The 24953-nt window shown below is 63.3% G+C and carries 26 protein-coding genes; 9 read left to right on the plus strand and 17 right to left on the minus strand.

Annotated elements, in window-relative coordinates; translation table 11 throughout:
* Nucleotides 1-121: 121 nt before the first annotated feature.
* From ACWBU6_RS08865 to ACWBU6_RS08920, 12 genes are all read right to left on the minus strand, one after another.
* Nucleotides 122-1414: a tetratricopeptide repeat protein gene (locus ACWBU6_RS08865; RefSeq protein ID WP_452648441.1), complete on the minus strand. Its 1293-nt coding sequence runs from the start codon at nt 1412-1414 to the stop codon at nt 122-124.
* Between the two features lie 95 nt (nt 1415-1509).
* Nucleotides 1510-2607 (minus strand): ABC transporter ATP-binding protein, encoded by a 1098-nt coding sequence (locus tag ACWBU6_RS08870; RefSeq protein WP_452648442.1) that lies wholly within the window; start codon nt 2605-2607, stop codon nt 1510-1512.
* Nucleotides 2608-2610: 3 nt separating this feature from the next.
* A complete protein-coding gene (locus ACWBU6_RS08875) occupies nt 2611-3900 on the minus strand; it encodes an MFS transporter (RefSeq protein WP_452648443.1) in 1290 nt (429 codons plus the stop codon).
* 15 nt (nt 3901-3915) lie between these two features.
* The gene (locus tag ACWBU6_RS08880; protein ID WP_452648444.1) at nt 3916-5403 is read right to left on the minus strand and encodes a glycoside hydrolase family 3 protein; all 1488 of its coding nucleotides are present in this window, start codon (nt 5401-5403) and stop codon (nt 3916-3918) included.
* Complete coding sequence (locus ACWBU6_RS08885; RefSeq protein WP_452648445.1) at nt 5400-6203, minus strand: carbohydrate ABC transporter permease; 804 nt, start codon at nt 6201-6203, stop codon at nt 5400-5402. Before ACWBU6_RS08885 ends, ACWBU6_RS08880 begins: the two co-directional genes overlap by 4 nt.
* On the minus strand, nt 6200-7039 hold the full coding sequence (locus ACWBU6_RS08890) for a carbohydrate ABC transporter permease (RefSeq protein WP_452648446.1): 840 nt from the start codon (nt 7037-7039) through the stop codon (nt 6200-6202). Before ACWBU6_RS08890 ends, ACWBU6_RS08885 begins: the two co-directional genes overlap by 4 nt.
* Nucleotides 7036-8370 (minus strand): ABC transporter substrate-binding protein, encoded by a 1335-nt coding sequence (locus ACWBU6_RS08895; protein WP_452648447.1) that lies wholly within the window; start codon nt 8368-8370, stop codon nt 7036-7038. The genes ACWBU6_RS08890 and ACWBU6_RS08895 overlap by 4 nt, the downstream gene beginning before the upstream one ends.
* A gap of 19 nt (nt 8371-8389) precedes the next feature.
* Nucleotides 8390-9403, minus strand: coding sequence for an SIS domain-containing protein (locus ACWBU6_RS08900; RefSeq protein WP_452648448.1), 1014 nt, complete (start codon nt 9401-9403; stop codon nt 8390-8392).
* Nucleotides 9393-10505 carry an N-acetylglucosamine-6-phosphate deacetylase gene (gene nagA, locus ACWBU6_RS08905; RefSeq protein ID WP_452648449.1) on the minus strand — a complete coding sequence of 371 codons (1113 nt, stop codon included), beginning with the start codon at nt 10503-10505 and terminating at the stop codon, nt 9393-9395. The genes ACWBU6_RS08900 and nagA overlap by 11 nt, the downstream gene beginning before the upstream one ends.
* Nucleotides 10502-11179 carry a GntR family transcriptional regulator gene (locus ACWBU6_RS08910; RefSeq protein WP_452649547.1) on the minus strand — a complete coding sequence of 226 codons (678 nt, stop codon included), beginning with the start codon at nt 11177-11179 and terminating at the stop codon, nt 10502-10504. Before ACWBU6_RS08910 ends, nagA begins: the two co-directional genes overlap by 4 nt.
* 60 nt (nt 11180-11239) lie before the next feature.
* The gene (locus ACWBU6_RS08915; protein ID WP_452648450.1) at nt 11240-12109 is read right to left on the minus strand and encodes a BadF/BadG/BcrA/BcrD ATPase family protein; all 870 of its coding nucleotides are present in this window, start codon (nt 12107-12109) and stop codon (nt 11240-11242) included.
* A gap of 286 nt (nt 12110-12395) precedes the next feature.
* Entirely contained in the window at nt 12396-13760 is a 1365-nt protein-coding gene (locus ACWBU6_RS08920; RefSeq protein ID WP_452648451.1) for a GIN domain-containing protein, read from the minus strand.
* 193 nt (nt 13761-13953) lie between these two features.
* On the opposite strand from ACWBU6_RS08920, the gene ACWBU6_RS08925 reads away from it, so the two are divergent.
* From ACWBU6_RS08925 to bufB, 8 genes are all read left to right on the plus strand, one after another.
* The gene (locus tag ACWBU6_RS08925) at nt 13954-14139 is read left to right on the plus strand and encodes a hypothetical protein (RefSeq protein ID WP_057261510.1); all 186 of its coding nucleotides are present in this window, start codon (nt 13954-13956) and stop codon (nt 14137-14139) included.
* A 12-nt stretch (nt 14140-14151) separates the two neighbouring features.
* Nucleotides 14152-14619 carry a hypothetical protein gene (locus ACWBU6_RS08930; RefSeq protein WP_452648452.1) on the plus strand — a complete coding sequence of 156 codons (468 nt, stop codon included), beginning with the start codon at nt 14152-14154 and terminating at the stop codon, nt 14617-14619.
* A 9-nt stretch (nt 14620-14628) separates the two neighbouring features.
* Nucleotides 14629-16296, plus strand: a complete 1668-nt coding sequence (locus ACWBU6_RS08935) for an AAA family ATPase (protein WP_452648453.1) — start codon at nt 14629-14631, stop codon at nt 16294-16296.
* Nucleotide 16297: 1 nt separating this feature from the next.
* On the plus strand, nt 16298-17116 hold the full coding sequence (locus tag ACWBU6_RS08940; RefSeq protein ID WP_452648454.1) for a general secretion pathway protein GspB: 819 nt from the start codon (nt 16298-16300) through the stop codon (nt 17114-17116).
* The gene (mobB, locus tag ACWBU6_RS08945) at nt 17113-17634 is read left to right on the plus strand and encodes a molybdopterin-guanine dinucleotide biosynthesis protein B (RefSeq protein WP_452648455.1); all 522 of its coding nucleotides are present in this window, start codon (nt 17113-17115) and stop codon (nt 17632-17634) included. Before ACWBU6_RS08940 ends, mobB begins: the two co-directional genes overlap by 4 nt.
* Before the next feature lie 61 nt (nt 17635-17695).
* Nucleotides 17696-17887 carry a YjfB family protein gene (locus ACWBU6_RS08950; RefSeq protein ID WP_452648456.1) on the plus strand — a complete coding sequence of 64 codons (192 nt, stop codon included), beginning with the start codon at nt 17696-17698 and terminating at the stop codon, nt 17885-17887.
* A gap of 99 nt (nt 17888-17986) precedes the next feature.
* On the plus strand, nt 17987-18250 hold the full coding sequence (locus ACWBU6_RS08955; RefSeq protein ID WP_452648457.1) for a BufA1 family periplasmic bufferin-type metallophore: 264 nt from the start codon (nt 17987-17989) through the stop codon (nt 18248-18250).
* A gap of 3 nt (nt 18251-18253) precedes the next feature.
* Nucleotides 18254-19879, plus strand: a complete 1626-nt coding sequence (bufB, locus tag ACWBU6_RS08960; RefSeq protein WP_452648458.1) for an MNIO family bufferin maturase — start codon at nt 18254-18256, stop codon at nt 19877-19879.
* Here the strand turns inward: bufB and ACWBU6_RS08965 are convergent.
* Genes ACWBU6_RS08965 through fumC form a run of 3 tightly spaced genes read right to left on the minus strand, consistent with a single transcriptional unit; the run spans nt 19859 to nt 21853 of the window.
* Nucleotides 19859-20146 (minus strand): DUF883 family protein, encoded by a 288-nt coding sequence (locus tag ACWBU6_RS08965; RefSeq protein ID WP_452648459.1) that lies wholly within the window; start codon nt 20144-20146, stop codon nt 19859-19861. The two genes, bufB and ACWBU6_RS08965, sit on opposite strands and share 21 nt — an antisense overlap.
* A 25-nt stretch (nt 20147-20171) precedes the next feature.
* Complete coding sequence (locus tag ACWBU6_RS08970) at nt 20172-20402, minus strand: RNA-binding S4 domain-containing protein (protein ID WP_452648460.1); 231 nt, start codon at nt 20400-20402, stop codon at nt 20172-20174.
* Nucleotides 20403-20455: 53 nt separating this feature from the next.
* The gene (fumC, locus tag ACWBU6_RS08975; RefSeq protein WP_452648461.1) at nt 20456-21853 is read right to left on the minus strand and encodes a class II fumarate hydratase; all 1398 of its coding nucleotides are present in this window, start codon (nt 21851-21853) and stop codon (nt 20456-20458) included.
* A 141-nt stretch (nt 21854-21994) separates the two neighbouring features.
* On the opposite strand from fumC, the gene ACWBU6_RS08980 reads away from it, so the two are divergent.
* Nucleotides 21995-23233, plus strand: coding sequence for a type IV pilus assembly protein FimV (locus tag ACWBU6_RS08980; protein ID WP_452648462.1), 1239 nt, complete (start codon nt 21995-21997; stop codon nt 23231-23233).
* Between the two features lie 388 nt (nt 23234-23621).
* On the opposite strand, the gene ACWBU6_RS08985 is transcribed toward ACWBU6_RS08980, so the two are convergent.
* Nucleotides 23622-23888, minus strand: a complete 267-nt coding sequence (locus tag ACWBU6_RS08985; RefSeq protein ID WP_452648463.1) for a flagellar protein FliT — start codon at nt 23886-23888, stop codon at nt 23622-23624.
* Nucleotides 23889-24050: 162 nt separating this feature from the next.
* Nucleotides 24051-24866 carry an HDOD domain-containing protein gene (locus tag ACWBU6_RS08990; protein WP_452648464.1) on the minus strand — a complete coding sequence of 272 codons (816 nt, stop codon included), beginning with the start codon at nt 24864-24866 and terminating at the stop codon, nt 24051-24053.
* Nucleotides 24867-24953 lie beyond the last annotated feature (87 nt).

Genomic DNA, 24953 nt, shown 5'->3' on the forward strand with positions numbered 1-24953 from the left:
TAGAATTTCGCGAACGGCAAGAGTGATTCAATTGAATCGGGGGGGGCAGGCAAAAAAAAGCGGGAATGGCCCTGAAGCCATTCCCGCTTTGTTGTATCGCTTAGACGTTCAGGCGATTTGCTTAGCCTTGCTTCTCGTCGTCGCCGGCAGTTGCTGGATATGGACGGTTGATCCACAGAATCCAGTAGCGGGCCAGGTCGGCACGGCCGTCGGCGCCTTGCACGGATTCCAGGATCTTGATGGCTTCATCCTTCTTGCCTGCCATCGCGTAGGAGTAGCCCAGGCGCAGCTTGGCGTCTTCCGCATTTTTCAGGCCGCCCTTGGCGATGCCGTCCTGGATCAGCTGGATGCCTTTGTCGTACTGGCCCATGGTCACGAAGGCGTAGCCCAGGTTAACCAGGCCGGTACCGTTCTTGGCTTTGCGGGCCGAAGATTCGGTGGAAGCGATGTTCTTCATATCGTCGGCAGCCTGGCGGTCCAGTTCGGACTTCAGCTTCTTGACCTTGGCGTTCTGGGTTACAGCGCCATTGGCGAGGCCAGCGTCCAGCACTGCCTTGCCTTCGATGAACTGGCCTTCGAGCTGGTCGACTTCGGCCAGTTCCAGGTAATCCTGTTCTTCCATCTTGGTGGTTGCCATTTTCTGCAGGCGGATGATGTCAGCCGAGAAGCGGGTGGAGTAGTTTTCCTTGCCGCGGGTGCGGTACAGCATATCCGACCAGTAGCGGTCGCGCGGATGCCAGCGCACCAGGCCTTCCAGCGCGGTCAGGTAGGTAGCCTTGTCTTTCAGGCGGTGCGAAGCGTCTGCCAGCATGTGCAGTTCTTCGCGGGTCATCGGCTGGTTGGCCTTGATGCTGTCGTTCAGCTTCTTCAGCAGATCGGCCTGCACGCCCTTGTGGTCGCCGGATTCGAAGCGGATCGCCATCACCTGGCGCGCCACTTTCGGGTCGCCGGTCATTTCACCGTACTTCTGCAGGTTTTCGATGGTCTTCGGGTAGTTCTTCTGTTCCTGATAGTAGCCTGCCAGCGCTTGGGTGAACTTGGCTTTCTCGTCTTTTTCCAGACGGCCGGAAGCCAGCACGTACTCCAGCATTTCAATCAGCTTCGCCTTGTCGTTCATGCCCAGCGCCGTCGCCAGGCGCATGCGGTTGATGAAGTACTGCTCGTAGCTGGACTTGTTGGGCATGGCGTCTGCCTGGTCCAGCAAGGCGTTCACTTCGCCAAACTTCTTGGCATCCAGCAGAGGGCCCAGGATTTTGCTGTCCAGGAACTTGACCATCTCTTTGCGCACAGTCTCTTGTGGAGCGGCGGCAGCCTGTTTGTCTTGCGCGTGTGCGGTCTGGACCAGCGCCGGGACGGCGCCCAGGCCAATAGCTGCCAGCAGCAGGCCGATACGTGCGAAACGGTGTTGGGTCATGGTAGGTGATCCTTCTTGTGGTTGAGGCAAACGTCTATTCTCCCATAATTTCGTCATGGGACCGTTTTTCTGAAGTAGACAATTGTAACGATTTCTTATGGCCGGCCGAAAGCCGCGCCATCGGCCGAAAACAGCATGCAGCGCTCCGGCGGCAGGAAGATCATGGCCGGCGCACCGGGCTCGGGCACCGGCCATTCCTGCGCCAGTTTCACCGCCAGCGCTTCCGGCATGCCGGGCAAGACAGCGTAAACAATCGATTGATCGCCAAGGTACTCCACATGGCTGATCGCTACAGCGGCCGCATTGTAAGCCTCTTGCCGCAATTGCAGGTGTTCCGGACGCACGCCAAGCATGACGCGGGCGCCGCGTTCCACGTTTCCGGGCAGGGCAGCCACTTCCACGAGGGCGCCGCCCGGCAGCAGTACCGCTACATGGGTGGCACCCAGGGCCATCACTTCGGCCGGGATGAAGTTCATGCGCGGCGCGCCGAGGAAACCGGCCACGAACAGGTTGGCCGGGCTGTTATACAGTTCCTGCGGCGTGCCGGCCTGCTCGATCCGGCCACCATTGAACACCACGATGCGTTGTCCCAGCGTCATGGCCTCCACCTGGTCGTGTGTGACGTAGATGGTGGTTGTGCCCAGCTCTTTGTGCAGGCGGCCGATTTCCAGCCGCATTTGCACCCGCAGGCCGGCATCCAGGTTGGACAACGGCTCGTCGAACAGGAATAGCTGCGGCTTGCGCACAATGGCACGGCCGATTGCCACGCGCTGGCGCTGGCCCCCGGACAGCTCTTTCGGCTTGCGTTCGAGCAGGTGGCCGATCTGCAGTGTGGCGGCAGTGCGTTCGACGGCCGCGCGCAACTCGCCGGATGGCGTGCCGGCCAGCTTCAGGCCGAAGGCCATGTTTTCGTATACCGTCATGTGCGGGTACAGCGCATAGGACTGGAACACCATCGCCAGCCCACGCTGGGCCGGCGGCACACTGTTGGCAAGCTTGCCGCCGATATGCAGTTCACCTCCGCTGATCTCTTCCAGGCCGGCAATCATGCGCAGCAGCGTCGACTTGCCGCAGCCGGACGGACCGACAAACACCGTGAATTCCCCGTCCGCGATATCCAGGTTAATGCCCTGGATTACCGGGGAATTGTCGCCATAGCGCTTGGCGATTTTGCGCAGCGAGACCGATGCCATGTATCAGGCCGCCTCGGGCACGGGGGCGCCCTTGCCTTGTTCGCGCGATTCCATCGGGATGAACTGCGACAGGATGGCAACCGGGAGGGCGGCGAGCAGAACCCACAGGAAGAAGCTCTTGTAGCCCAGCGCCATCTGGATATCGCCGCTGATCCAGCGGAACAGCACAAAGCCAAGCTGCATCACACCGGTGGAGAATGCATAGTGCGCCGTAGTGTACTTGCCGGGAGCGACCACCTGCATCATGTACAGGATCACGCCGACGAAGCCGAAACCATAACCGAACATCTCCACGCTGAGTGCGATGCCGATCAGGGTCAGGTCGGCCGGCAGCGCGTGCGACAGGTAATAGAACACCAGGTTCGGCAGGTTCATCGCCAGGATCAGGAACAGGATGGCGCGGCGCAGGCTAAGCCAGGAAGTGAAGTAGCCGCCGGCGATGGAGCCGATGATGAAGGCGATGGTGCCGCTGGTGCCGTACACGGCCCCGACTTCGGCGGTGCTAAGGCCAAGGCCCCCCGCTTCGCGCGCTTCGCGCAGGAACAGCGGACCGATGGTCTGCACCTGGGCTTCGCCGGCGCGGAACAGGATGATAAACAGGATTGAAACCCAGATGCCGGGCTTGCGGAAGTAGTCGACGATCACTTCCTTCAGCGTGCGCGACACGCCCGCCACGGTGTGGTCGTCCATGCGCGCATTGGGGCTGAGCGGCAGCGCCCAGAAGTTGTAGGTGCCCAGGGCGCACATGGTCAGGCCGATGATGCCGAAGATGACAGTCCACGCCGAAGTGACGCCCTGCGTCTTTTCCAGGTAGCCGGCCAGCGTCAGCAAGCCGCCTTGCGCCAGCAGGCGGCCGGCGTTGAAGAACGTCCCGGTCCAGCCGGCGTATTGCGCCTGCGCCTTCTTTGACAGGCTGGCGATGTACAAGCCGTCGCAGGAAATGTCGTGCGTGGCGGATGCGATCGATGCCAGGAACAGCACTGCCACGCTGGCGCTCAACCAGAACGGGAACTGCAGCGCCAGCGCGACCAGGCCAAGGCACACGCCGCCGAATAGCTGCAGGCTGACCACCACCAGCTTCTTGCTCGACGCCAGTTCGAGGAAGGGGCTCCACAAGGGCTTGAAGATCCAGGCGCCACCAAGGAAAGCCAGCCAGTGGCTGATCTCCGCGTTCGACATGTTCATGCTCTTCATCATCTGGCCGAAGACAAGGGCTATGGCGAAGTAGGGCAGACCCTGCGCCAGGTACAGCGTGGGGATCCACTTCAGCGGGTTGTGGCGTGCGGCGTCCATCTTGTCTCCTTAACTTCAAGCAAAGCCGGGAACCGGGCAGCGGCCGGTGGCTTCCAGGTCGCCTGACAGCCAGGCATTGATGGCTTCCAGCGCGGGTGCGGCAAAGCCGTAGGTCATCAGGGCGGGGGCTTGGATGTCGAGCGCCTGGTAGGGATTCCACAGCGCCAGGTGCAGGTCCGGCCTCCAGTTGTTGCGGGCATTGTCGCCGTAGCGCAGGCGGGAAGTGGAGGCCAGTACGGTGAAGCGCCCGTCCTGCGGTAGCGAGGACCAGGCGAAGGTATTGGCGTCGGCGAAGGTGACCAGCTCCACGTCGTACAGCTTGCCCAGGGAGGCGGCGACGGTGGCCGCCGGCACGCCGGCCTCGGACACGCCGTCGCTCACCACGTCCTGCCGCACCACCAGGCGCAGCTTGCCGCCCGCCGCCGGGCGTTGTGGATTGCCGCGTGCCGTCAGGGCACGGCGCCAGCCTTCGGCCATGATTGCGCGGTCGGCAGCATCTTCTTTATACGAGCGCTGCTGGCAAGGGTAAGCTTGCGCCAGTGCGTTCAGGCGCGCCAGGCGTTCATCGACGGCCGCCTGCGGCAGGGAGCCGTCGGCCAGGGCGGCGGCGATGGCATCCAGGGTTTCGTTCTGGGTTTCCGTGGTGCCAAGCGCCATCACCATATCGGCGCCGGCCAGCAGGGCGCGCACGGCGGCGTTGCCCACGCCATAGCGGCCGGCGATGGCGTGCATGTCCATGCCGTCGGTAATGATGATGCCCTTGTAGTTCCATTGCTTGCGCAGGATGCCGTCCAGGATGGCGGGCGACATGGTGGCCGGGTTGTCCGGATCGATCGCCGGGTAGACGATGTGGGCGGTCATCATGGCCGGCGCTACAGGCGCGGCGGCGCGGAACGGCGCCAGCTCCAGCGCGTCCAGCTCGGGCAGCGCCTTGTCGACGGTCGGCAGGTCGCGGTGGGAATCGACGTGAGTGTCGCCGTGGCCGGGGAAGTGCTTGACGCAGCACGCGACACCCTCGGCGTGGCTACCGGCCATCCAGGCCATGGCCAGTTCCACTGCGCGTGCCGGATCCGCGCCGAAGGAACGCTCGGCGATGACCGGATTGTTCGGATTGTTGTTCAGGTCCAGCACGGGCGCAAAGTTCCAGTTGAAGCCGAGCGACTTGGCAGCACGCGCCACGGCGGCGCCGGTGCGGTATGCCAGGTCGCTGTCGTCGGCGGCGCCTAGGCCCATGGCCGCTGGCGGCGCCGGCACCCAGGTCGAGCGCACCACGGCGCCGCCTTCCTGGTCGATGGCAATCAGCGCATTCGGACCCATTGCATCGCGCAGGTCGGCCGTCAGCCTGGCCAGTTGCACGGAGTCGGTCATATTGCCGCGAAACAGGCACACGCCGCGGATGCCGTTGGCGCGGATGAAATCGGCCGTTGCCTGCTCCAGCACCGTGCCGGGGAAGCGGATCATGATCAGTTGTCCCGCGATTTTGCGTAGTTCTTGTGTGCTCATTTGACTGCTCCGTCCATGCCGCGCATGAAGTAACGTTGGGTGAAAAGGAATGCCGCCAGTGTCGGCACGATGGTGATGATGGTACCTGCCGCGATGACGCGGGTGCTGCTGCCGAAGGTGCCGCGCAAATACAGCACGCCCACCGACAGCGGGAATTCGTCCGGCTTGCTCATGACGATCGACGGCCAGATGTATTCGTTCCAGGCCTCGACGGCGGTGAGAATGCCGACCGTCGCCAGCCAAGGTGCGATCAGCGGCAGCATGATCTTGGTGAAGATGATCCATTCCGAGGCGCCGTCGACGCGGGCGGCATCGACCAGGTCTTGCGGGATCTCCTCGAAGGCCTGTTTCAGCAACAGGATCGCGACTGCGTTCACCACGTTGGGCAGGATCACGCCGGAATAGGTATCGACCAGGCCCAGCTCAGTCACCGTGATGAAGTTGACCAGGAAATTGACCTCGGAAGGCAGGACCATGGTCGCGACGATCAGGCCGAACACCAGCTTCTTTCCCTTGAAATGCAGGCGCGCCAGCGGGTAGGCGGCCATGGAGCACAGCACCAGCTTCCACAGCACGGTGAAAACGGTGATCAGGATAGAGTTCTTCAGGAAAGACCAGATCGGGATGACGCGGAATACTTCCGCGAAGTTTTCCAGCGATGGCTGCTTCGGCCAGAAAGTCGGCGGGTAGGAGAAGATGTTGCCTTCGGTGGAAAGCGCCGTCACCAGCGTCCACCAGAAAGGAAAGACGCACAGCAGCGCGACGGCAGCCAGCAGCAGGTATTGTGCCGTTTTCTTCATCGGTGCTTCGGCTTCAGGTAGCGCAGGCAAAGCAGGGCGATGCCGATGCAGATCAGGGAGACGACGAAGCTGGCTGCCAGCGCACGCGGCAGCTTTAGGTGCTTCAGGCCCTGGTCGTAGGCGTAGTACAGGGCGGTGAAGGTGGAATTCATCGGGCCACCCTGCGTCAGCACGTCGACTTCCTGGTAGGCCTTCAGCGCGCCCAGAACGGAGAGGATGGTGCAAACCATGATGGTGGGGCGCAGCATCGGCACGGTGATGTGCCAGAAGCGTTGCCAGCGCGAGGCGCCGTCCAGGATGGCGGCTTCCTGCATTTCCTGCGGCACCGATTGCAGGGCGGCCAGGTACATCACCATATACCAGCCCAGGCCGCGCCACAGCGTGACGAACATGATCGCCGCCAGCGCAAAGGTATCGTCCTGCAGCCAGCCGATATTGGTGCCAAGGATGTAGTTCAGCGCGCCCTGTTCATGAAACATGAAGCCCCACATGATGCCGACCACCGAAACCGTGGTCACGACCGGCACGTAATAGGCAGCACGGAACATCCTGATGCCAGGCAGCTGGTTATTCACCATCACGGCCAGCGCAATGGCGCCCAGCTGCACGCAGGGAACGATCAGCAGGAACACCAGCGAGTTTTTCAGGCCGGTGACAAACATCTCGTTATTGAAGATATAGCGGAAGTTGTCGATGCCGACCCAATGCGTCGGCCGCACCAGCGAAAAATCGGTAAAGGCCAGCACCGACCCGAACAGTACCGGCCAGAATGCGAAGACGGCCAGCAGCGCCAGCGCCGGCGCCAGGAACAGCCAGGCCGCGAGCGAGCGCCTCATCGCGCATTCCCCTGTGAAATGTCCACCTTGGGGTCAGGAACGATGGCGGACATTCTTTGTGGAATGTCCACCATCGTTCCTGACCCCAAGGTGGACAATTTGCGATTCCAGATCGCGACGGCGGCGTCGAGCGCTTGCTGGATGTCCTCGCGCCCGGTAACGCCGGCTTCCACGGCCTTCACCAGCGCGCGGCGCAGTTCATCGTAATCTTCAATGCCGGCGACGTACATGGTGCGTGAGTATGGCATCGAGACCGCGCCTGCGGCGACCGCCTTCTCCGCCGCACCGGCATTCGGCGGCGCGGATGTGAAGAAGGGATCGTTGGCGGCGCGCGCCGATGCGGGAAATACGCTGGCCTGCCGCGCAAACGCAAGCTGGTTCGCGTCGTTGGTCAAAAAACGTGCAAACTTACCGATTCCCGGCAAATCCGCTGCCGGCACCGGCGCGGGAACGCCAAAGTGGATCAGCCACCCGCCATCGGCAATCCCGGTCGGCCCAAGCGGAGCGGGCGCCACATCGGTTACGGCGTACACCTCGCGGGCGTCGGCCTGGATGCGCTTCAAGGCCGTCGGCGGCGCCAGCAGCATACCCAGGCGCCCGCTCTTGTAGGCTTCCACGGCTGGCGGGAAATTGTCCTCAGCAAACAGGCCGTCCTTGAGCAGTCCGCCGGCGCGATAAGTCTCGGCCAATTTGCGAACTAACGCGACGTGCGCTGCGGAATTGAACACCGCGCGCCCTCCTGCCAGCACCGGCAAGCCTTGCTGCAGCATCAGTCCGTCAACCTTGGACAGGGCAGGGCAAAGTCCGGCCTTGCCGGTGCGCTGTGCGATCTGGCGCGCGAAGGCCAGTTGCTCGTCAAGATTGCGCGGCGCATGCGCGATGCCGGCCGCGCGGAAGATGTCGCGGTTATAGGCGATCACGGCGACATTGCTGTACATCGGGAAGCCGTAGATCTTGCCCGCGAACGACAGGTCGCGCAGGGCGCTTTGCAGATAGCGCCCGCGATCAGCGCCCAGCAGCGCATCGACAGGCGTCAGCAACCCGTCGCGCGCAAATTCCTCGGCCCACGGCACGTTCAGGTTGACCAGGGCCGGCGGCTTGCCAGCCACAATGCGCGTGACCAGCTTGGTCTGGATAATGTCCCACGGGAAGTCGACCCATTCCAGCTTGACGCCGGGATTGGCCGCTTCGTAGCGCTTCACCACGTCCTCGAAGTAGGGCGTAAAGCGCGGCTTCATGCTGAAGGTCCAGAATTCGATATGCTGCACCGGCGCTGCGTGCGCAACGCCGGCAACGGCCATCAATGCAGCAAGCAGGAGACTGTTCTTCATCGATGGCCGCGCGCGGGGATCAGTGGGTCTTGGTGACTTTGTTCAGGTGGCGCGGGCGATCGGGGTCCAGGCCGCGCGCTGCGGACAGCTTGGCCGCCATCACGTAAAACGCCTGGATCGCGACGATCGGATCGAGGTCCGGCGTCGCCGCCACCGGCAAGGTCAGGTCGCGCGTTGCGATGTCCTCCGGCGCGGCCAGCAATACGCGCGCACCGCGGCCGCGCATCTCTTCGGCCAGAGCCAGCAGGCCGGCCTGGGTCGGGCCGCGGGTTGCGAAGATCAGCAGCGGATAACCTTCTTCGATCAGCGCCATCGGGCCATGCTTGATCTCCGCGCCGGAGAAGGCTTCCGCCTGCAGCGCCGAGGTTTCCTTGAATTTCAGCGAAGCTTCCAGCGCGACAGGGAAGCTGATGCCACGGCCAACGACCATGATGTTGCGCGCCGGCGCCAGGACTTCAATCGCGGGCGACCAGTCGACGTTGCAGGCCGCGCGCAGCGCATCCGGCAGTGCAGCCAGGCCTTCCAGCAGTTCCGGGTCGTTCTGCCAGTGTGCAACGAGGCGCGCGCCGGCAACCAAGGACGTGATGAAGCTCTTGGTTGCAGCCACGCTTTGCTCCTTGCCTGCGCGCAGCGGCATGGCCCACTCGGCGGCATGCGCCAGGGGCGAATCCGCATCGTTGACCAGTGCCACCGTGGTGGCGCCGCCGTCGCGGAAGTAGCGGATCGGTTCCACCACATCAGGGCTCTGGCCCGACTGCGACACGGCGATGGTCAGCGTGTCGCGGGTAATCAGCGGCGACTTGTGCAGCGTCACCAGCGACATCGGCAGCGAGGCGACCACGCGGCCCAGGCGCGACATGATCAGGTAAGCAATGTAGTTGCAGGCATGGTCCGAGCTGCCGCGTGCCACGGTCAGCGCGGAGTTGAACGGAGTGCTCCTCAGTTTGCGGCCCAGTTCCGCGTAGCGGTCGGTGTCGTTCGCCAACTGCTGTTCCACGCAGTCGGCGGCAGACAGGGCTTCTTTAAGCATCATTGAGGTCACAACGTTCTCCTTCGATATAAACGGCTTTCAGTTTCAAGTCCCGGTCCATCACGACCAGGTCGGCATACGCGCCGCGTGCCAGGCGGCCGCGGTCCTGCAGGCCGAGGTAGTCGGCCGCATTGGTGGAAACTCGTTTGGAGGCGTCGGCCAGGTCGAGGCCCAGCCCGACCAGGTTGCGCAAGGCCTGGTCCAGCGTAAGCGTGGAGCCGGCCAGGGTGCCGTCGGGCAGGCGCACGCCGCCCATGCATTTATGGACGATGTGGCGGCCCAGCATGTACTCGCCATCGGGCATGCCGGTGGCAGCGGTGGAATCGGTCACGCAATACAGGCGCGGGATGGCGCGCAGCGCGCCCTTGATCGCACCCGGATGCACGTGCAGAAGATCGGGAATCAATTCCGCGAATTCGGCGTGCGCCAGCGCCGCGCCGACCATGCCGGGCTCGCGGTGGTGCAGGCCGCTCATCGCGTTGAACAAATGCGTGAAGCCGGTGGCGCCATGGTCCAGGGCTGCGACGCCCTCTTCATAAGAGCCGAGCGTGTGGCCGATCTGCACCCGGACGCCGTGATTGGCCAGGTCGCGCACCAGTTCCAGGTGGCCCGAAATTTCCGGCGCCACGGTGATCACGCGCATCGGCGCCAGCTTTTCCAGGCGGTGGACTTCTTCAACAGTGGCGGCGCGCGCGAAGTTCGGCTGCGCACCCAGCTTGCCGCTATTGATATACGGCCCTTCCAGGTGGGCGCCCAGCACGCGGGCCTCGCCCTTGCCGCGCTGGCGCGTGGCCTTGCCGATGGCTGCCAGCGCCACGTCGATGTCTTCCGGCGGGGCGGTCATGGTGGTCGCCAGCATCGAAGTCGTGCCGTGGCGCGCATGGATCGCGGCAATCTTATGTACCGCATCGCCGCCTTCCATCACGTCCTTGCCGGCGCCGCCGTGTACGTGCAGGTCGATGAAGCCAGGCAGGATATAGTCGTCGCTGTTCGATCCCGGATCGGCGCTGCCGCCCGCGACTTCCTCGATCCGCTCGCCGAAGGAAATCGTTCCGTTCAGCCAACCGGACGGTGTCAGGATATTACCTTTGATTGCCTCGTTCATCGACGCGACTCCGCTACAAATTCATAATAGTCACTCCGGCAGAAGGAGTGGGTAAGTTCTACCGCAGCGCCGCTTTCCAGGTAGCTCACGCGCGTAATGTGCAGCATGGCAGTGCCGGGTGAAATATTGGCCAGGCGCGCTTGCTCGGCATTGGCATTGATGGCACGGATGTGCTGCAAGGCACGCATCGGCACATTGCCGGTGGCTTCCAGGTAGCCGTACAGCGAGCCGTTCACCGTGCCGGGATCGGGCATGTACATGGCGGGGATGGTCGAGGTCTCGATGGCCATTACCACGTCGTCGGCAGTGCGCAGGCGCTTCAGGCGCGCCACGGGCATATTGGGCGACAGGCCGAGCGAGAGCAATTCCAGCGGCGCCGCCACCCCGATTTCGCGCTGCAGCCAGCGCGAGCCGGCGGTAAAGCCGCGCTGGCGCAGCTCTTCCGAGAAACTGGTCAGCCGCGATAGGGGCTGTTCCAGCTTGGGCGTGATATAGGTCCCGGAACCGCGGCGGCGCGTCAGCATGCCGCGTGCGCACAGCATGTCGATCGCTTTGCGCGCGGTCACCCGCGAGATATTGAGTATTTCCGACAGCACGCGTTCGGACGGCAGCGCTTCGTTGGCGCGCCAGTCGCCGCTTGCTATGCCATCGGACAGCTTGTTTGCCAACTGCATGTACAGAGGGGTGTCGCTGTCGGCGTCGGGCCGGAAATCGCTCAACTGGGATAGCACGGGCTACTCCTTCAAATGTTGTTGGATCAGGCGCAGGCCACCCGCGGCCGAATCGCCCTTGGGTGGAACAATCCGCTGCAGCAGGTCAGGCGGCAGGTAGGCACGCAGCGGCTCACCGAGCCCGCCGCACAGGGCGATCGGCAGCGTGCCGCTCGGGTCCAGGCCATGTGCAATGCGTGCCACTTGCCGGCCCGCTTCCGACAGGATGCCGCGCGCGGTTGCATCGCTCTCGGCAAACTGCAGGACGATGCGCGCCAGTTGCGCGAAGGCGGTCTGATTGGCGTTCGCCAGCCAGACCTGGATGCGGTCACGGCTGCCGCCGCAGGCATCGGCCACTGCCCGGGCGAAGGCGCTGCCAGGCACACGGCCGTCGACCACCTGCTGCACATGGTTGATCGCCTTCATGCCGATCCATGCGCCGCCAGCTTCGTCGCCGGATGGGAAGCCCCAGCCGCCCACTTCATGGCGTGAACCGTCGGCATTCAGGATCTCGCCCACGCTGCCTGTACCCAGCGCGATGATGGCGCCGGGCTGGCCTTCATGTGCGCCGAGCACCGTGGTGAAGGCATCGGTTTCCAGCGCCACAGCGGCAAAGCCAGGGTTGGCCGCCACGAAATTGGCGGCCCACTGTTTGTTATGCACGCCGGCCAGCCCCAGGCCGATCGCAATGCGTTCGCGCGCCGGCTGCGCCACGCCGGCAGCGGCAAAGGCGCGCGCCACGGCTTCCTCAACGGCGGCCCACGCATTCTTAATACCGTGCAGCAAGGCCGATGGACCGGCTTGGCCTTCGCCCAGCAATTGCCCGTCGGCACGCGCCAGGCGTACGCGTGTACCGCTGCCGCCGCCATCGACGCCTATCAGGAATTCGATCATTTTTTCAAGGGATGAAAAGAACTGTGGCGACTATATGAGGAGCACACCAGCTTGTCAACAGGTATTTAACTGGTATTGTTTAGGTCTGCGGCTAAACGCTTCATGAAAAGTTCAAGTGATTGAATTTAAAGGATAATTGTGCTGAATGGAATGGTATGCACTTTGGTATGGACTGTGGTGCCAAAGTTGCAATGCAGGCGTAAAAAAGCCCGGCGCGATGGCCGGGCAATAGGGAGAAAAAGCTAATCGCTGCCGGCGCCCCAGGCGTCAGCAGCGATGTCGTCAATCATTCAGTGTGGGCGCCGCGACGGTCGACCGTTACCACACGCTGTTTGTCGGAGATCAGTTGCTGGCCCTGTGCGGCGACTTTGCCTTCCACATTGACCGTCGCGTTGCCGGGGCCGCGCACATTGACTTCGGCCTGCTTGGCCAGCATGCCGCGCGCATCCAGGCTGCCGGGACCTGTGACCTGCGCGTTCAGGGTGCTGGTCCAGCCGCGCAGCTGCACGGCGCCTGGTCCGCTCATGGTGACCTTGACGTCCTTGCATTCAGGTTCGGCATGCAGGTCGCCCGAGCCGCGCACGTCGGCATCGAGCGAATCGCTTACCTTGCTCAGGTAAATGTTGCCGGGACCCTTGCTGCGGGCTATGGCCTTGGCCACCTTGAGCTGCTTGGCATCCAGGTCGCCCGAACCGCTGACATCGGCGCTCAGGGTGCCGCTGCTGCCGGACAGGTTCATACCGCCGGGACCGCTCAGGCTCACGCGCGTGTTCTGGGCTTGCAGGCCGCGTGCTTCCAGGTCGCCGGAGCCGTGCACTTCGGCGTCGAACTTCTTGATCTGGCCGTTCAGGCAGGCGCTGCCGGGGCCATTCAATATGGCGCTGACATTTTCCACCTGCATGCTGCAGGCTTCCAGGTCGCCAGAGCCGGAAATCTCCACCCGGAGGTCGCGGCTGCTGCCGCGCAGCTCGACCGAGCCCGGTCCGCTCATCGCAGCGTTCACTTTATTGGCGCGCACATCGCCCGCTTCCAGGTCGCCGGAACCGGACAAGACCGCATTTAAGTCGCCGGTAATGGCCGGTGCGCTGACGTCGCCAGGACCGGTCATGACCAGATTGAGGTTGGCGGTACGCATGCGGTGCAGGTGCATGTCGCCGCTGCCGCTGGCTTTGACGGTCAGTTCGGTGGCTGTGCCGGAGGCGCTGAAGTCGCCCGGGCCGGTGGCGATCAGTTTCAACTCGCTGCTGTCCACGCGTTCCAGTTCAACGTCGCCGCTGCCGCTATTGCTCAGCGCCTTCAAGCCGCTGGTGCTGATTTTCACGATCACCGGTTCGCGCTGCTTGCCGAAGCTGAACACCCAGTGGTTGCGGCGCAGCGGCCGCACGTGCAGGGTGTCGCCCTGGACCACCGTTTCAAGCTGCTCGACCTGGCGCTTCGGTCCGCTGACTTCGACCGCCGGTGCACCCTGGGCATTGATCAGTACCCTGTAAGGGCCGTCAATCTCAATGCGCGAGAAAGCCGTCACCGGGCGGTTTTCCCTGGTGGGGGAGAGATCGGCCTTCCTTTCGCTTTCCGAAGGGCTGGCATGCAGGGCCGTGGCGCCCAGCGCGATAAGGGAAGCAGCGGCGCCGCAGGTGATCAGCTTATTCATTTTGATTGTCACTGTTCAGGATTGGTGATGTTGGAACGATATGCCAAGCGGCGCCGCCGCCGGGCCGGAAAAAGACAGACGCGCAAAAACTGGGAGTCAACTGCATTTTTCCGATACTGAAATGCACACGGTACCAGCCAAAAAGTTGTGATTTCGCCTTGAAATGTCATAATGCTCGTCAGGAGAGACACTTATGATCAAGTACTTGGGAACCAAAAAGACCGACCAGGGTGGAACGGTATACGTGTTCCTGATCAATGGTTTGCAGAAGGAGGTCCGCGAGGGTTCCCTGAAGCAATATCCTGGCTGCTACGAAGCGTTGCCTCCCTCGGCCAAGGCCAAGATCAGTGCGAACCGCGCCTGGTTCCAGAAGTTGTAGGTGATGCCCGGAATGCGCTTCCTCGCAGCGGCAGGCTTGCTGGCTGCCAGTCTGGCGGCGCAGGCGGCGCCGCCTTCCCATTTTGGCGTTGTGCTGGGCAATGGCCTGCTGTGCCGCGACCAGACTTCGAATCGTTATTATTTCGACTACTTCAGCCAGTACTTCGGGCGGCCCTACAAGCGTGAGGGCGGGGCCTACTGGTTCCGCACCAATGATGCGATCCTGTGGGGCTTTCCCGTGCTGGAAGTGATCATCAGCGACGAAAGCTACCCGTACAGCTTTGTCGGCGCCGTCACCGATACCACGCCGGAGGAGCTGGAAAAGGCCATCCTCCGCCAGGACGGGCAAGCCTATGCGAAAATCGACACGTCGCGCTACCCCGTGCGGGAGTCCAAGCCGGGCAGCCGCATCGTCTATTTCAACACGCGCTCCAAGATATACTGCGCCAAATTCAAGCAACTGCCGCCCGCGCTGCGCTAGGCGCCCACCATGTACACGCAATACTTCAACCTCAAACAGCTGCCGTTTTCGATTGCCCCCGACCCGCGATACCTGTTCATGAGCGAACGGCACCGCGAGGCGCTGGCGCACCTCCTGTACGGCGTGGGGAGCGGCGGCGGCTTCGTGCTGCTGACCGGCGAGATCGGCGCCGGCAAGACCACGGTGTGCCGTTGCTTCATGGAGCAGATCCCGGCCGATTGCCGCCTGGCCTATATCTTCAATCCCAAACTGACAGTGGAAGAACTGCTGCAGACGGTGTGCGATGAATTCGGCGTGGCGCCGGAAGGCGCGAGCGTCAAGTCCTATGTGGATGCGGTCAACAGCTATCTGCTGGAATCGCACGCCGCGGGCCATCACAATGTGCTGGTCATCGACGAGGCCCAGAACCTGTCGGCCGATGTGCTGGAGCAGTTGCGCCTGCTGACCAACCTGGAAACGAGCGAACGCAAGCTGCTGCAGATCATCCTGATCGGACAGCCGGAACTGCGCCAGATGCTGGCGCGTCCGGAGCTGGAGCAACTGGCGCAGCGTGTCATTGCGCGTTACCACCTGGGGCCATTGTCCGAAGCGGAAGTGGGCAGCTATATCCGGCACCGGCTGGCGGTAGCTGGCGCTGGTGCGGTGGAGCTGTTCCCGCGCGGGCTGCTGCGGCGCATCCATCAAATGAGCAAAGGCGTGCCGCGCAGGATCAACCTGCTGTGCGACCGCGCACTGCTTGGCGCCTACGTCGAAAACCGCGCGCAGGTGAATGCCACCATCCTGCGCCGCGCGGCGGAGGAAGTGTTTGCCGGCGAGGCCGCACCAGCCAAGGCGCGGGCATGGCGGATGGCTGCCGCTGGTGTATTGGCCGGGGCCGCGCTGACAGCGGCTGCGGCGTGGCAAATGATGCCGTCCGGGCGCGCGCCAGCCGCTGCCTCGCAGGCTTCTGGCCGTGTGACCCAAGCGGCCGCGGTTCCTTCCGCGTATGCTGCTGCGCCGCAGGGCGCCGCTGCTTCCGCCCACGCGGCGGCCGCAGCGCCGCCGCCCGCAGCTTCGGGCTCGACGCCTGCCGCATTGCCAACGCCTGTGCCGACCTGGCTGACAATGGACGCCGCCCTGAACCAGCTGGCCGCGAAGTGGGAGGTGAAGCTTGCTGAGGGTGAGGGCTGCGATGAAGCAGCCAAGCGCAACCTGCGCTGCATGCAAACCAAAGGCGGCCTGGAGGAGATCCGCAAGCTTGACCGCCCCGTCATCATCAAGCTGCGCGACGGCCAATCCCTGCCGCGCAACGTCCTGTTGACCGCTATCGATAACAGGAACGCCACGCTGGTCGGAGCACGCGGTAGCGAAACGGTGCCGCTCGATGCCTTAGATGCCCGTTTTGACGGCAGCTTCACCACCTTCTGGCGCGCGCCGCGCTCCTGGCGCGAAGAAGTCAGGGAGGGCGACAAGGGCCCGGACGTCGATTGGCTGGCCCGCCGCCTGGCACAGATGAACGGGGTCAAGAAACCGCGTGAGAACCAGCCACTGGCCGGCGAAACTTTGCGATACTTGCGCGAGTTCCAGCTTGCCCAAGGCCTGAAGGCCGACGGCGTGGCAGGGCCACGAACTTTCATCCGCCTGTCGCAGCCGGGCAGGGAAACCGAGCCGCACCTGTTGGCCGAGGCGGGTAAATAATATGTCCTATATTCTCGAAGCACTGAAAAAAGCGCAGGCTGAACGCCAGATCGGCAGCACTCCGACCATCCATGCACCCACGCTGGCCAGCGCGCCGGTGGGGCAGGGCGCGCGCGGCAAGCGCGCGCCAGTGATCGTGGCGATGGTCCTGATGGCCGCCGCCATTGCCGGCCTCGCGACCATGCTGGTGCGCCAGCAGCCAGGCGCCAGCCAGCCGGCAGCCGCCATCGCACCGGCCGCGGTTGGCCAAGCCCCTGTTCCCGCGGCCGCCGCTCCTGCCCCGGTAGCCGCCGCCCCCGCCGCGAGCGTCGCCAACAACGCTGCGCCAGCGGCCACCGCTGCAGCGCCAAGCACAGCGCCGGCAGCAACCGGCCAGCCCATCCTCCCGCAACCGACAGCAACAACGGCGCAGGCCCGCGCGGCAGAAGCGCCAACGGCGCAACGAGGCAGCGTTTCCCAGCCGACTGGGCCACGCCCTGCCGGCGCCCGCGTCGCGGAAGCCCCTCAACCAGCCCCTCAAAAGCAGGCCGTAAACGCGACGCTCGGTGCAGGCATGGCGCCAGCCTCCCCGCCGCCCGCGCCGATGGAAGAACAAGTGCAATCCCTGCGCGAGCTCCCTGAGCCGATCCAGCGCGCCATTCCCCAGGTCACCCTTGGTGGCTACATGTACTCGAAAAACCCCGCCGATCGCCTGCTGCTGATCGACAAAGTCCTGCGCAAGGAAGGTGAAGAAGTCGCGCCCGGCCTGATCCTGGACAAACTCCAGCCCAAGCAAGCGATCTTCAGCTTCCGCGGCTACCGCTACCGGGTGCCGCTATGACCGGCAGGCAGAACGTCGTCGGCGTCACCGGCCCCTCGGGCAGCGGCAAAACCACTCTGGTCGAATACCTGGTCGCCGAGCTGGCTGGGCGTGGCTGGAAAGTCAACGTTATCAAGCACAGCCACCACGACTTCGAGCTCGAACCGCCGCGCAAGGACAGCGCCCGTTTCCGCCACGCCGGCGCGGCCGAAGTGATGATCGCTTCGCCTTATCGTTTCGCCATCATCCACGAATTGCGCGGAGCCGATGAGCCTGGCGCAGACGAACAACTGGCCCGCCTGCAGCCGGCCGACCTGACCCTGGTCGAAGGCTTCCATGCGTGGCAAATCGACAAGCTGGAGGTTTACCGCGCCATTGCCGGCCAGCCGCCGCGCTACCTGGACGACCACACCATCGTGGCCGTCGCTTCCGACCAGCCGGCCCCGGACGGCCTGCCGCCCCGTTTGCAATGGCTCGACCTGAACCGCCCAGACACTGTGCTGGCGTGGCTGATCAAAAAAATCCCGCGCCAAGCCTAAAGTTCGTCCATTCCCATCCGTAAATCAGGATAGATATATCTGGGAGTTTCAAATGGATGCAATGAGCATTGCAAAAGCAGCAACGACAATCGCCGAGACAAGCAATCGGGTCGAAGTCGGTTACGCCGTGATGAAAAAAGCAATGGACGTGCAAGCTTCCAGTGCCCAGGCCCTGATCGAAGCGATCCCGCCAGCACCCGCAGCCGCCAACCTGCCATCCCACCTCGGCCGGAACATCAATACCACTGCCTGAACGCAGGCTGCACCGCGCAAACCCGCCGCACCGGCATCGGTGCCAGCGGGTTTTTTTATGGTCTAATCGCACACCTGCAAACCTACTAAGGAGACCCGCATGAAAAACCGCCAAGCCCTGATCGCCGCCGCCCTGGCCACCGTCTGCGCCACCGCCAGCACTGTCGCATCCGCTGCCCAGGAAAAACCGGCGGAAAAGGAAAAGTGCTACGGCATCGCCAAAGCCGGCCAGAACGACTGCGCCACCGGCACCCACGGCTGCTCCAACCAGGCCAAGGCTGACAATATGGATAGCGAGTGGAAGTTCGTTGCCAAAGGCACTTGCGAAAAGGCCGGCGGCAAGACCACCCCGCCAGCCAAGTAAGCGATGACCCAGGCGGCCGCTGCTCGTGGCGTTGGCGTTGGATTGCGGGCACCGCATTACCGCCAGTTCCTCGAGCAGCGGCCACCCGCCGCCTGGCTCGAAGTCCATACTGAGAACTACCTCGACCAGGCTGGCGGCGACTTCCACGTATTGCAGGAACTAAGGCGCGACTATGCGATCAGCCTGCACGGCGTTGGCCTCGGTCTCGGTTCCGCACGCGGCTTCAGCGCCGACCACCTGGCGCGCGTCGCCAGCCTCGTACAACGCATCGAACCTGCACTCGTCTCCGAGCACCTGTGCTGGGCCGCCGTCTTCGACCGTCACCTGAACGACCTGCTTCCGCTGGCGCTGAACCACGCCGCGCTCGACTTGCTGGAAGAGCGGGTAGGGCGCATGCAGGACGCGCTTGGCCGCGCCATCCTGCTGGAAAATGTGTCCAGCTTCGTGCGCTTTGCCGACGACGCGATGAGCGAAGCCGAATTCCTGGCCATCCTTGCGCGCCGTTCCGGCTGCGGCCTGCTCCTGGACGTGAACAACCTTTACGTCAACCAGTGCAACCACGGGGAAGATGCGATGGCCGCGCTGGCTGCGATCGCGCCAGGTACGGTGGGTGAGATGCACCTCGCAGGGCACCTCGTCACGCCCGATGCCGTAGTCGACCACCATGGCACTGTCGTGGCCGATCCAGTCTGGCGCCTGTACGAAGCGGCGCTAAACCGCTTCGGCGCAGTCCCCACGCTGATCGAATGGGACACCGACGTCCCGCCGCTGGAAGTGCTGCTCGGCGAAGCCGGAAAAGCCGCCGCCATCGCCACCCGCTTCCCACCACCCGACGGCCGCCTTGGGGGCGGACAGTCCGGCGCGCCGCACGAAACCGTCCAATACCCGCGCGGCAGCCACGAATCGCTGGCCGCGCAACAGCAGTCATTTTCGGACGCCCTATTCCTGCCCGCCGCCGGAGCAACCCTGCAACTGCGGCAAGCCGAACGTTTCGCGCTGTACCGCGGCAACCTGGCTTCAACCTGGGCCAAGGCCCTTGCCGCAGCCTACCCCGTGACCGCGCAACTGGTCGGCGAGGAGTTTTTTGCCGCCCTGGCCCGCGAGTACGGCCGCGCCCACCCTTCCGACAGTGGAGACCTGAACCGCTTCGGCGCCCATTTCGCCGCCTTCCTGCGCAGCTTCCGGCACGTCAAAGACTTGCCTTACCTGCCAGACATGGCACGCCTGGAATGGCAACTGCACCGTATCCACTACGCCGCCCATGAACCCGCGCTGCAGCCACAGGACATCAACCCGCAAACTGTGGAGGGGCAACGCTTTTCCTGGCAGCTTACCGCCCAGCTATTTGAATCGGAATGGGCAGTCGTGCCGCTCTGGCTCGCGCACCAGGGCATGCCATTCCCGCACAAGATGGATGAAGCAAGCTGGGCGCTGCTCAGCCGTCCGCAATGGACAGCGCAGGTCACGCCGCTACAGGCGCCGGAACACGCGGCGCTGCAGGCACTAAAGGAAGGGGAAACATTGGGCGCCGCCCTCGACGCCGCCTTTGCGCTGGATCAAGACTTCAATGTCGCGGCCAGCCTCCAGCAATGGCTGCAGCAGCAAATCCTATTGAAACGCCCGCATTAACCTGTCCTCGCCGGACGCGTCACGGTACAGCAGATTGGCGCGGTGGGTGGCTTCGATCATGCGCAAGAGCTGCGCATCCTCGCACCGTTCCAGCTCCTCGTTGGCGGCTAGCAAAGCCTGGGCCAGCTTGGCCCGCGCCGCCTGATACAGCACGCTGGTGTAGTGATCGGTATTCTTGAGCAGCTCCTCGGCATTCTCGATGACCTGCCGCAGGTCGCCGATCAGTTGTTCCTGGGACTGCACTTGCTTCTCGTCGGGACCATTCATGGAGCTAACCCTCCGTGCGGTTCAATCAGGCCGCACCGCCCTCGGCATGAACGTCGATCTGCACGTCGCCCAGGCGCACCTTCTGGCCCGCCCGGATCTTCGCCGTCTTGCGCAACTCCTGTTTGCCGTCGACCTTGACATCGCCGCTAGCCACGATCTGCTTGCCGGCGCCGCCGCTGTCGCACAGGCCAACCACTTTCAGGAGCTGGTTCAGCTCGATGTACTCGCCTGTCAATTCGAAATCTACTTTCTGCATTTTAATCCTCTTTCTGTTGGGTTGGCACAGAGGTGTTGTATTCCTACCGGGCATTAACCTTTGCCGCCAGGCTTGGTCATTTCCAGCGGAACAATCCACGCATTGAACTGGCTTTCGTTCACAAAGCCAAGGGCTAACGCCGCTTCTTTCAGGGTAGTGCCCTCATGCTGTGCCTTCTTCGCAATTTGCGCGGCGCGATCATAACCGATATGCGGAGCCAGCGCGGTCACCAGCATCAGCGACCGTTCCATCAGCTCTTCGATGCGGCCGAGGTTTGGCTCGATGCCGTGGGCACAGTGTTCATCGAAGCTGCGCATGCCATCGGCCAGCAGGCGGGCGCTTTGCAGGAAGTTGTGGGCGATCAGCGGCTTGAACACGTTCAACTCGAAATTGCCGGACGAAGCGCCAATGGTAATCGCCACGTCGTTGCCGAACACCTGGCAGCACAGCATGGTCAGCGCTTCGCTCTGGGTCGGATTGACCTTGCCGGGCATGATTGAACTGCCCGGCTCATTCTCGGGAATGCTGATTTCGCCGAGGCCGGAACGCGGGCCGGAAGCCATCCAGCGCACATCGTTGGCCAGTTTCATGAGGGCCGTGGCGAGCGTCTTCAGCGCACCGTGGGCCGATACCAGGGCGTCGTGCCCCGCCAGCGCGGCGAATTTGTTGTCGGCGGTGCGGAATGGCAATTGCAGGCGGTTCGCCAGCTCGGCGGCAATACGCGTCGCGTACTCGGGATGAGAATTCAGGCCAGTACCGACCGCAGTGCCGCCGGCGGCCAGTTCCAGCATGGCGGGCAGGGTGGCTTCGATGGCTTTTTCGGCGTAGGCCAACTGGGCGACGTAACCGGAAAACTCCTGCCCCAGGGTCAATGGCGTGGCATCCTGCAGGTGGGTACGGCCGATCTTGACGATGCCTTCGAACGCCTGCGCCTTCTGCTGCAGCGTAGTGCGTAGTTGGCGCAGGGCCGGCAGCACCTTGTGCGCGACAGCCTGTGCCGCCGCCACATGCATGGCGGTAGGGAAGATGTCGTTCGACGACTGCCCCTTGTTGACGTCATCGTTCGGGTGCAGCTTGCGGCCCTCGCCGCGTGCGCCGCCCATCAGTTCGGAGGCGCGGTTGGCCAGCACCTCGTTCATATTCATGTTCGACTGGGTGCCGGAACCGGTCTGCCACACGGCCAGCGGGAATTCGCCCGGATGTTTGCCATCCAGGACTTCATCGGCAGCCTGCATGATGGCTGTGGCTTTGGCGCCATCGAGCACGCCAAGGTCGACGTTGACCTTGGCGGCAGCACGCTTCACGCTGGCGAGGGCGGCGATCAGTTCGGCCGGCATGCGTTCGCTGGAGATGCGGAAGTGCTCGAGCGAGCGCTGGGTCTGGGCGCCCCACAGCTGGCTGGCTGGCACTTCGATCGGACCAAAGCTGTCGCGCTCGGTTCTGCTGTTCATGTACGGCTCCCTGGTTGGAAAGTGATGTCTGGATTCTAACGCCAATGCTACTTACTCTGCCGAGGGCTACAAAATCGGGATATTCTGCCGTTAATTGAGTACGTCGAAGAAATAGGCCTGTCCTCCATGCTAAGCAAACGATTGACTACTCGTGCCCTTGCGTTGCCGCTGCTTGCCGCCGTCCTGTGCGGTTCGCTGCGCGCGGCAGAACTGGGGGAAATCAAGGTCAATTCCCACATTGGCCAGCAGCTTTCGGCGGATATCGAACTGGTGGACCTGACTGCGGCCGACCTGGCCGATATCCAGGCAAGACTGGCCAATCCGGACGTTTTCAAAGGAGCCAATGTAGCCATGCCGCCGGCGCTTGGGGGCCTGTACATTTCTGTCGCAAAGCGCGATAACAAACGCTTCCTGCACCTGACCACGCTGCAGCCGGTGAACGCAGACGCTTTGCATCTGTTCCTGGAGTTGAATAGTGGAGGCAGGCAGATCATCCGTGCGGCATCGCTCTGGCTGACGCCGGAGCCACCAGCCCAGCGCACCGCGCGGGTTGCTGCGATGCCGGCATCGGAGCCAATGCCGCCGCTCGTTGCGGCCGCGAAGCCGCCAGCGCCAGCGGCCGCGCCGCCCGTATCGGTTGATAGCGGCGAGGCAGGGTTGAACGAGGCTGCACGGCGCGCATTTGCGCATCGCCAGCAAGTCGCCATGGCGAACGCCAGGGAGCGAAGTGCAGATCCGGCGCCGCAAGCCGTATCTGCCACTGAAGCGAAAGTGGAGGCAGCCCGGAAAGCCGAGATGACGCCTTCTCCGCGCAAGTCGGCGGCGAAGCCTGCCGCCGCGGACGCAGCAGCGCCAGCTGCAATGGCCGCGCCCACGCCGGCCGGCCCCACGCCCCGTGCGCCCGCGGTTGCCGCCGCGTCCACGCTGTCTTGCGCTCCCGCGAAGCAAGTGGAAGCCCAGCGGCGTCAATGCGAAGCCATGACAAGCAAGCTGGCCGATATCGAGGGCAAAGTGCGGCGCCTTCAAAACGCCATCGTGACGCCCACCCCGGTGCCCGCACCAGCCGCGCCGAAGGACGAAGCCGTTCCTGCCATGCCCGCCGCTGCCCCGGTCAAGCCCGGCGCGGCGCCAGTCAAACCGGGCGCTACGCCGGTCAAGCCCGCTGTGGCGGCCGACCTTGCCGCCAATCCGCGCCAGCGGCTGATCATGATCGCCGGTGGCGTGTTCGTCGGACTGGCGGCGCTCGGCGGCTTGATCTATTTCCTGCGCAAACGGCAGGCAAAAGGCCCGCTGAAGATCTGGCAATCCTTCCGGAAGAAGAGGAAGGCCGAGGATGATGTACCGACGCTGGAAGACGCGGTGGAGGTAGCTGCACACTAGTAACTAGCGTTGCATTGCGGCGCTGGACAAGAATTTTTTACCTGCGTTATACTGGGCTCACACGGACCGGGTTCTGCCGCAGCCACCACCGATAGCGTGGCGCGAACCGCAGAGTGACGTTGACGAAACGACCCCGTCTGGAAGCAGTTCATAGCCGACTGAGGCGATATGAACGCCGGGTGCAACCGGCGCTGAGGCGACGCCAGGAGATACCTGGTGCTCGCCCCTCCGAATTCCAGGGCGCCCCAAGTGGGCGCCTTTTGTTTTGTCCACCTTGGGGTCAGGAACGAAAGTGGACATTCTTGCAGAAATGTCCACTTTCGTTCCTGACCCCAGGGTGGACAAAATAAAAAAGCGCCCGTAGGCGCTTTCGCTGAGGTTGCTGGAATCAGCCGTTCAGGCGATTCTGCCAAGGGTCGGTCAGGTCGCGGATGGTGCGGTCGTTGACCATGATCTGTTTCAGCAGTTCGATCTTGCGCTTGCGGGCTTCGCCCTGCAGGGGTGCCGCGCCGCCCATCAGGGCTACCGAAGCTGCCGCGCACTGGTTTTCCATGCTGTCGAGCGAATCCCAGTCGCTGGCTTGCGCGGCACCCACCATCTGGCTGGTCAAACCGGCAACTTTTTCGTACGTAGCGAGGACTTGGGTCGAGGACATGTTGGGCCTTGGATTCTGTGCGCGGAGTACCGCATGTCAGAATTAACGTCAGGCCCGGAAGGAACTTTAGGGTCTTTTTGAAAAATATTTGAGAGTTTTCCAAAAAAATTGCCGTTGCGCCCCCATCCCAAGGATCACAACGGCAAATCTCAAGCGAAGCGGTCAGGAGATCAGCTCATCAAGGCCCGCGCTCAGTTCGTCCAGCGATGGCATCTGGTCAATCAGCGCATTTTCTTCCAGGCCCAGGCTTTCGGCTACTTCGGTCGGATAGCAGGCGGCGATTTGCTCCGGCGACAACTTGTTCTCGTCGATGCGGGCGCGCCAGGCGGCCAAGTGGATCACCGCAGCCAGGTCGTTTTCACCTGGATTGGGGATGGCGGCAATGGTTTCAGCGAAGGTCGGGGGAAATTTCCAGCGGCTGGCCAGTTCGGCGCCGACATCGGCATAGGTGTAGCCCAGCGCAGTCTTTTCTGTTTCCAGCCGGCGCTCATCCAGCGGGCCGGCCACCTTGTCGAGCGCCTGCGCCTGCTCCGGCATGCCGGCATGGATCACAAGCTGGCCGATTGCATGCATCATGCCGATGGTGAACGCCAGATCGGTGTTCTGTTTGCATGCCTTGGCAATGAATTTGGCGCCCACTGCGGTGCGCAGACTGTAGCGCCAGAACTGGCGCAGATCCATGCCGGGCACGGTCTTGAAACCGCTCACCAGGCCGGAACTGATCACCAGCGTGCGCACGGTGACAAAGCCCAGCATCAGGATCGCATCTTCAACGGTGCCGATCGAGCGCGACACGTGGTAATAGGCGGAATTGGCCAGGCGCAGCAGCTTGGCACTTAGTACCGGGTCGGCCGACAGCTTCTTTGCGATTTCCTCGGTGGAGACGCTGGCCTTGTCGAAGCTGCTGATCAATTCGTCAACAACCTTGGGGGCGGTTGGCAACGCAGTTGGATTCTGGAACAGTGCTTCGAGCTTCATGAAAAATTCTCCTCAAAATTCGGCGTTGCTGTGGGTGAAACTATATAGCGATTCCAGAGGGGAGTGCAGCAAGTTTTTGGACATTCG

Source organism: Pseudoduganella sp. HUAS MS19, assembly GCF_053615455.1.

Coding starts and splice junctions, on each gene's coding strand:
- ACWBU6_RS08865 (WP_452648441.1), bottom strand. CDS start 1,414: ATGACCCAACACCGTTTCGCACGTATCGGCCTGCTGCTGGCAGCTATT.
- ACWBU6_RS08870 (WP_452648442.1), bottom strand. CDS start 2,607: ATGGCATCGGTCTCGCTGCGCAAAATCGCCAAGCGCTATGGCGACAAT.
- ACWBU6_RS08875 (WP_452648443.1), bottom strand. CDS start 3,900: ATGGACGCCGCACGCCACAACCCGCTGAAGTGGATCCCCACGCTGTAC.
- ACWBU6_RS08880 (WP_452648444.1), bottom strand. CDS start 5,403: ATGAGCACACAAGAACTACGCAAAATCGCGGGACAACTGATCATGATC.
- ACWBU6_RS08885 (WP_452648445.1), bottom strand. CDS start 6,203: ATGAAGAAAACGGCACAATACCTGCTGCTGGCTGCCGTCGCGCTGCTG.
- ACWBU6_RS08890 (WP_452648446.1), bottom strand. CDS start 7,039: ATGAGGCGCTCGCTCGCGGCCTGGCTGTTCCTGGCGCCGGCGCTGGCG.
- ACWBU6_RS08895 (WP_452648447.1), bottom strand. CDS start 8,370: ATGAAGAACAGTCTCCTGCTTGCTGCATTGATGGCCGTTGCCGGCGTT.
- ACWBU6_RS08900 (WP_452648448.1), bottom strand. CDS start 9,403: ATGATGCTTAAAGAAGCCCTGTCTGCCGCCGACTGCGTGGAACAGCAG.
- nagA (WP_452648449.1), bottom strand. CDS start 10,505: ATGAACGAGGCAATCAAAGGTAATATCCTGACACCGTCCGGTTGGCTG.
- ACWBU6_RS08910 (WP_452649547.1), bottom strand. CDS start 11,179: ATGCAGTTGGCAAACAAGCTGTCCGATGGCATAGCAAGCGGCGACTGG.
- ACWBU6_RS08915 (WP_452648450.1), bottom strand. CDS start 12,109: ATGATCGAATTCCTGATAGGCGTCGATGGCGGCGGCAGCGGTACACGC.
- ACWBU6_RS08920 (WP_452648451.1), bottom strand. CDS start 13,760: ATGAATAAGCTGATCACCTGCGGCGCCGCTGCTTCCCTTATCGCGCTG.
- ACWBU6_RS08925 (WP_057261510.1), top strand. CDS start 13,954: ATGATCAAGTACTTGGGAACCAAAAAGACCGACCAGGGTGGAACGGTA.
- ACWBU6_RS08930 (WP_452648452.1), top strand. CDS start 14,152: ATGCGCTTCCTCGCAGCGGCAGGCTTGCTGGCTGCCAGTCTGGCGGCG.
- ACWBU6_RS08935 (WP_452648453.1), top strand. CDS start 14,629: ATGTACACGCAATACTTCAACCTCAAACAGCTGCCGTTTTCGATTGCC.
- ACWBU6_RS08940 (WP_452648454.1), top strand. CDS start 16,298: ATGTCCTATATTCTCGAAGCACTGAAAAAAGCGCAGGCTGAACGCCAG.
- mobB (WP_452648455.1), top strand. CDS start 17,113: ATGACCGGCAGGCAGAACGTCGTCGGCGTCACCGGCCCCTCGGGCAGC.
- ACWBU6_RS08950 (WP_452648456.1), top strand. CDS start 17,696: ATGAGCATTGCAAAAGCAGCAACGACAATCGCCGAGACAAGCAATCGG.
- ACWBU6_RS08955 (WP_452648457.1), top strand. CDS start 17,987: ATGAAAAACCGCCAAGCCCTGATCGCCGCCGCCCTGGCCACCGTCTGC.
- bufB (WP_452648458.1), top strand. CDS start 18,254: ATGACCCAGGCGGCCGCTGCTCGTGGCGTTGGCGTTGGATTGCGGGCA.
- ACWBU6_RS08965 (WP_452648459.1), bottom strand. CDS start 20,146: ATGAATGGTCCCGACGAGAAGCAAGTGCAGTCCCAGGAACAACTGATC.
- ACWBU6_RS08970 (WP_452648460.1), bottom strand. CDS start 20,402: ATGCAGAAAGTAGATTTCGAATTGACAGGCGAGTACATCGAGCTGAAC.
- fumC (WP_452648461.1), bottom strand. CDS start 21,853: ATGAACAGCAGAACCGAGCGCGACAGCTTTGGTCCGATCGAAGTGCCA.
- ACWBU6_RS08985 (WP_452648463.1), bottom strand. CDS start 23,888: ATGTCCTCGACCCAAGTCCTCGCTACGTACGAAAAAGTTGCCGGTTTG.
- ACWBU6_RS08990 (WP_452648464.1), bottom strand. CDS start 24,866: ATGAAGCTCGAAGCACTGTTCCAGAATCCAACTGCGTTGCCAACCGCC.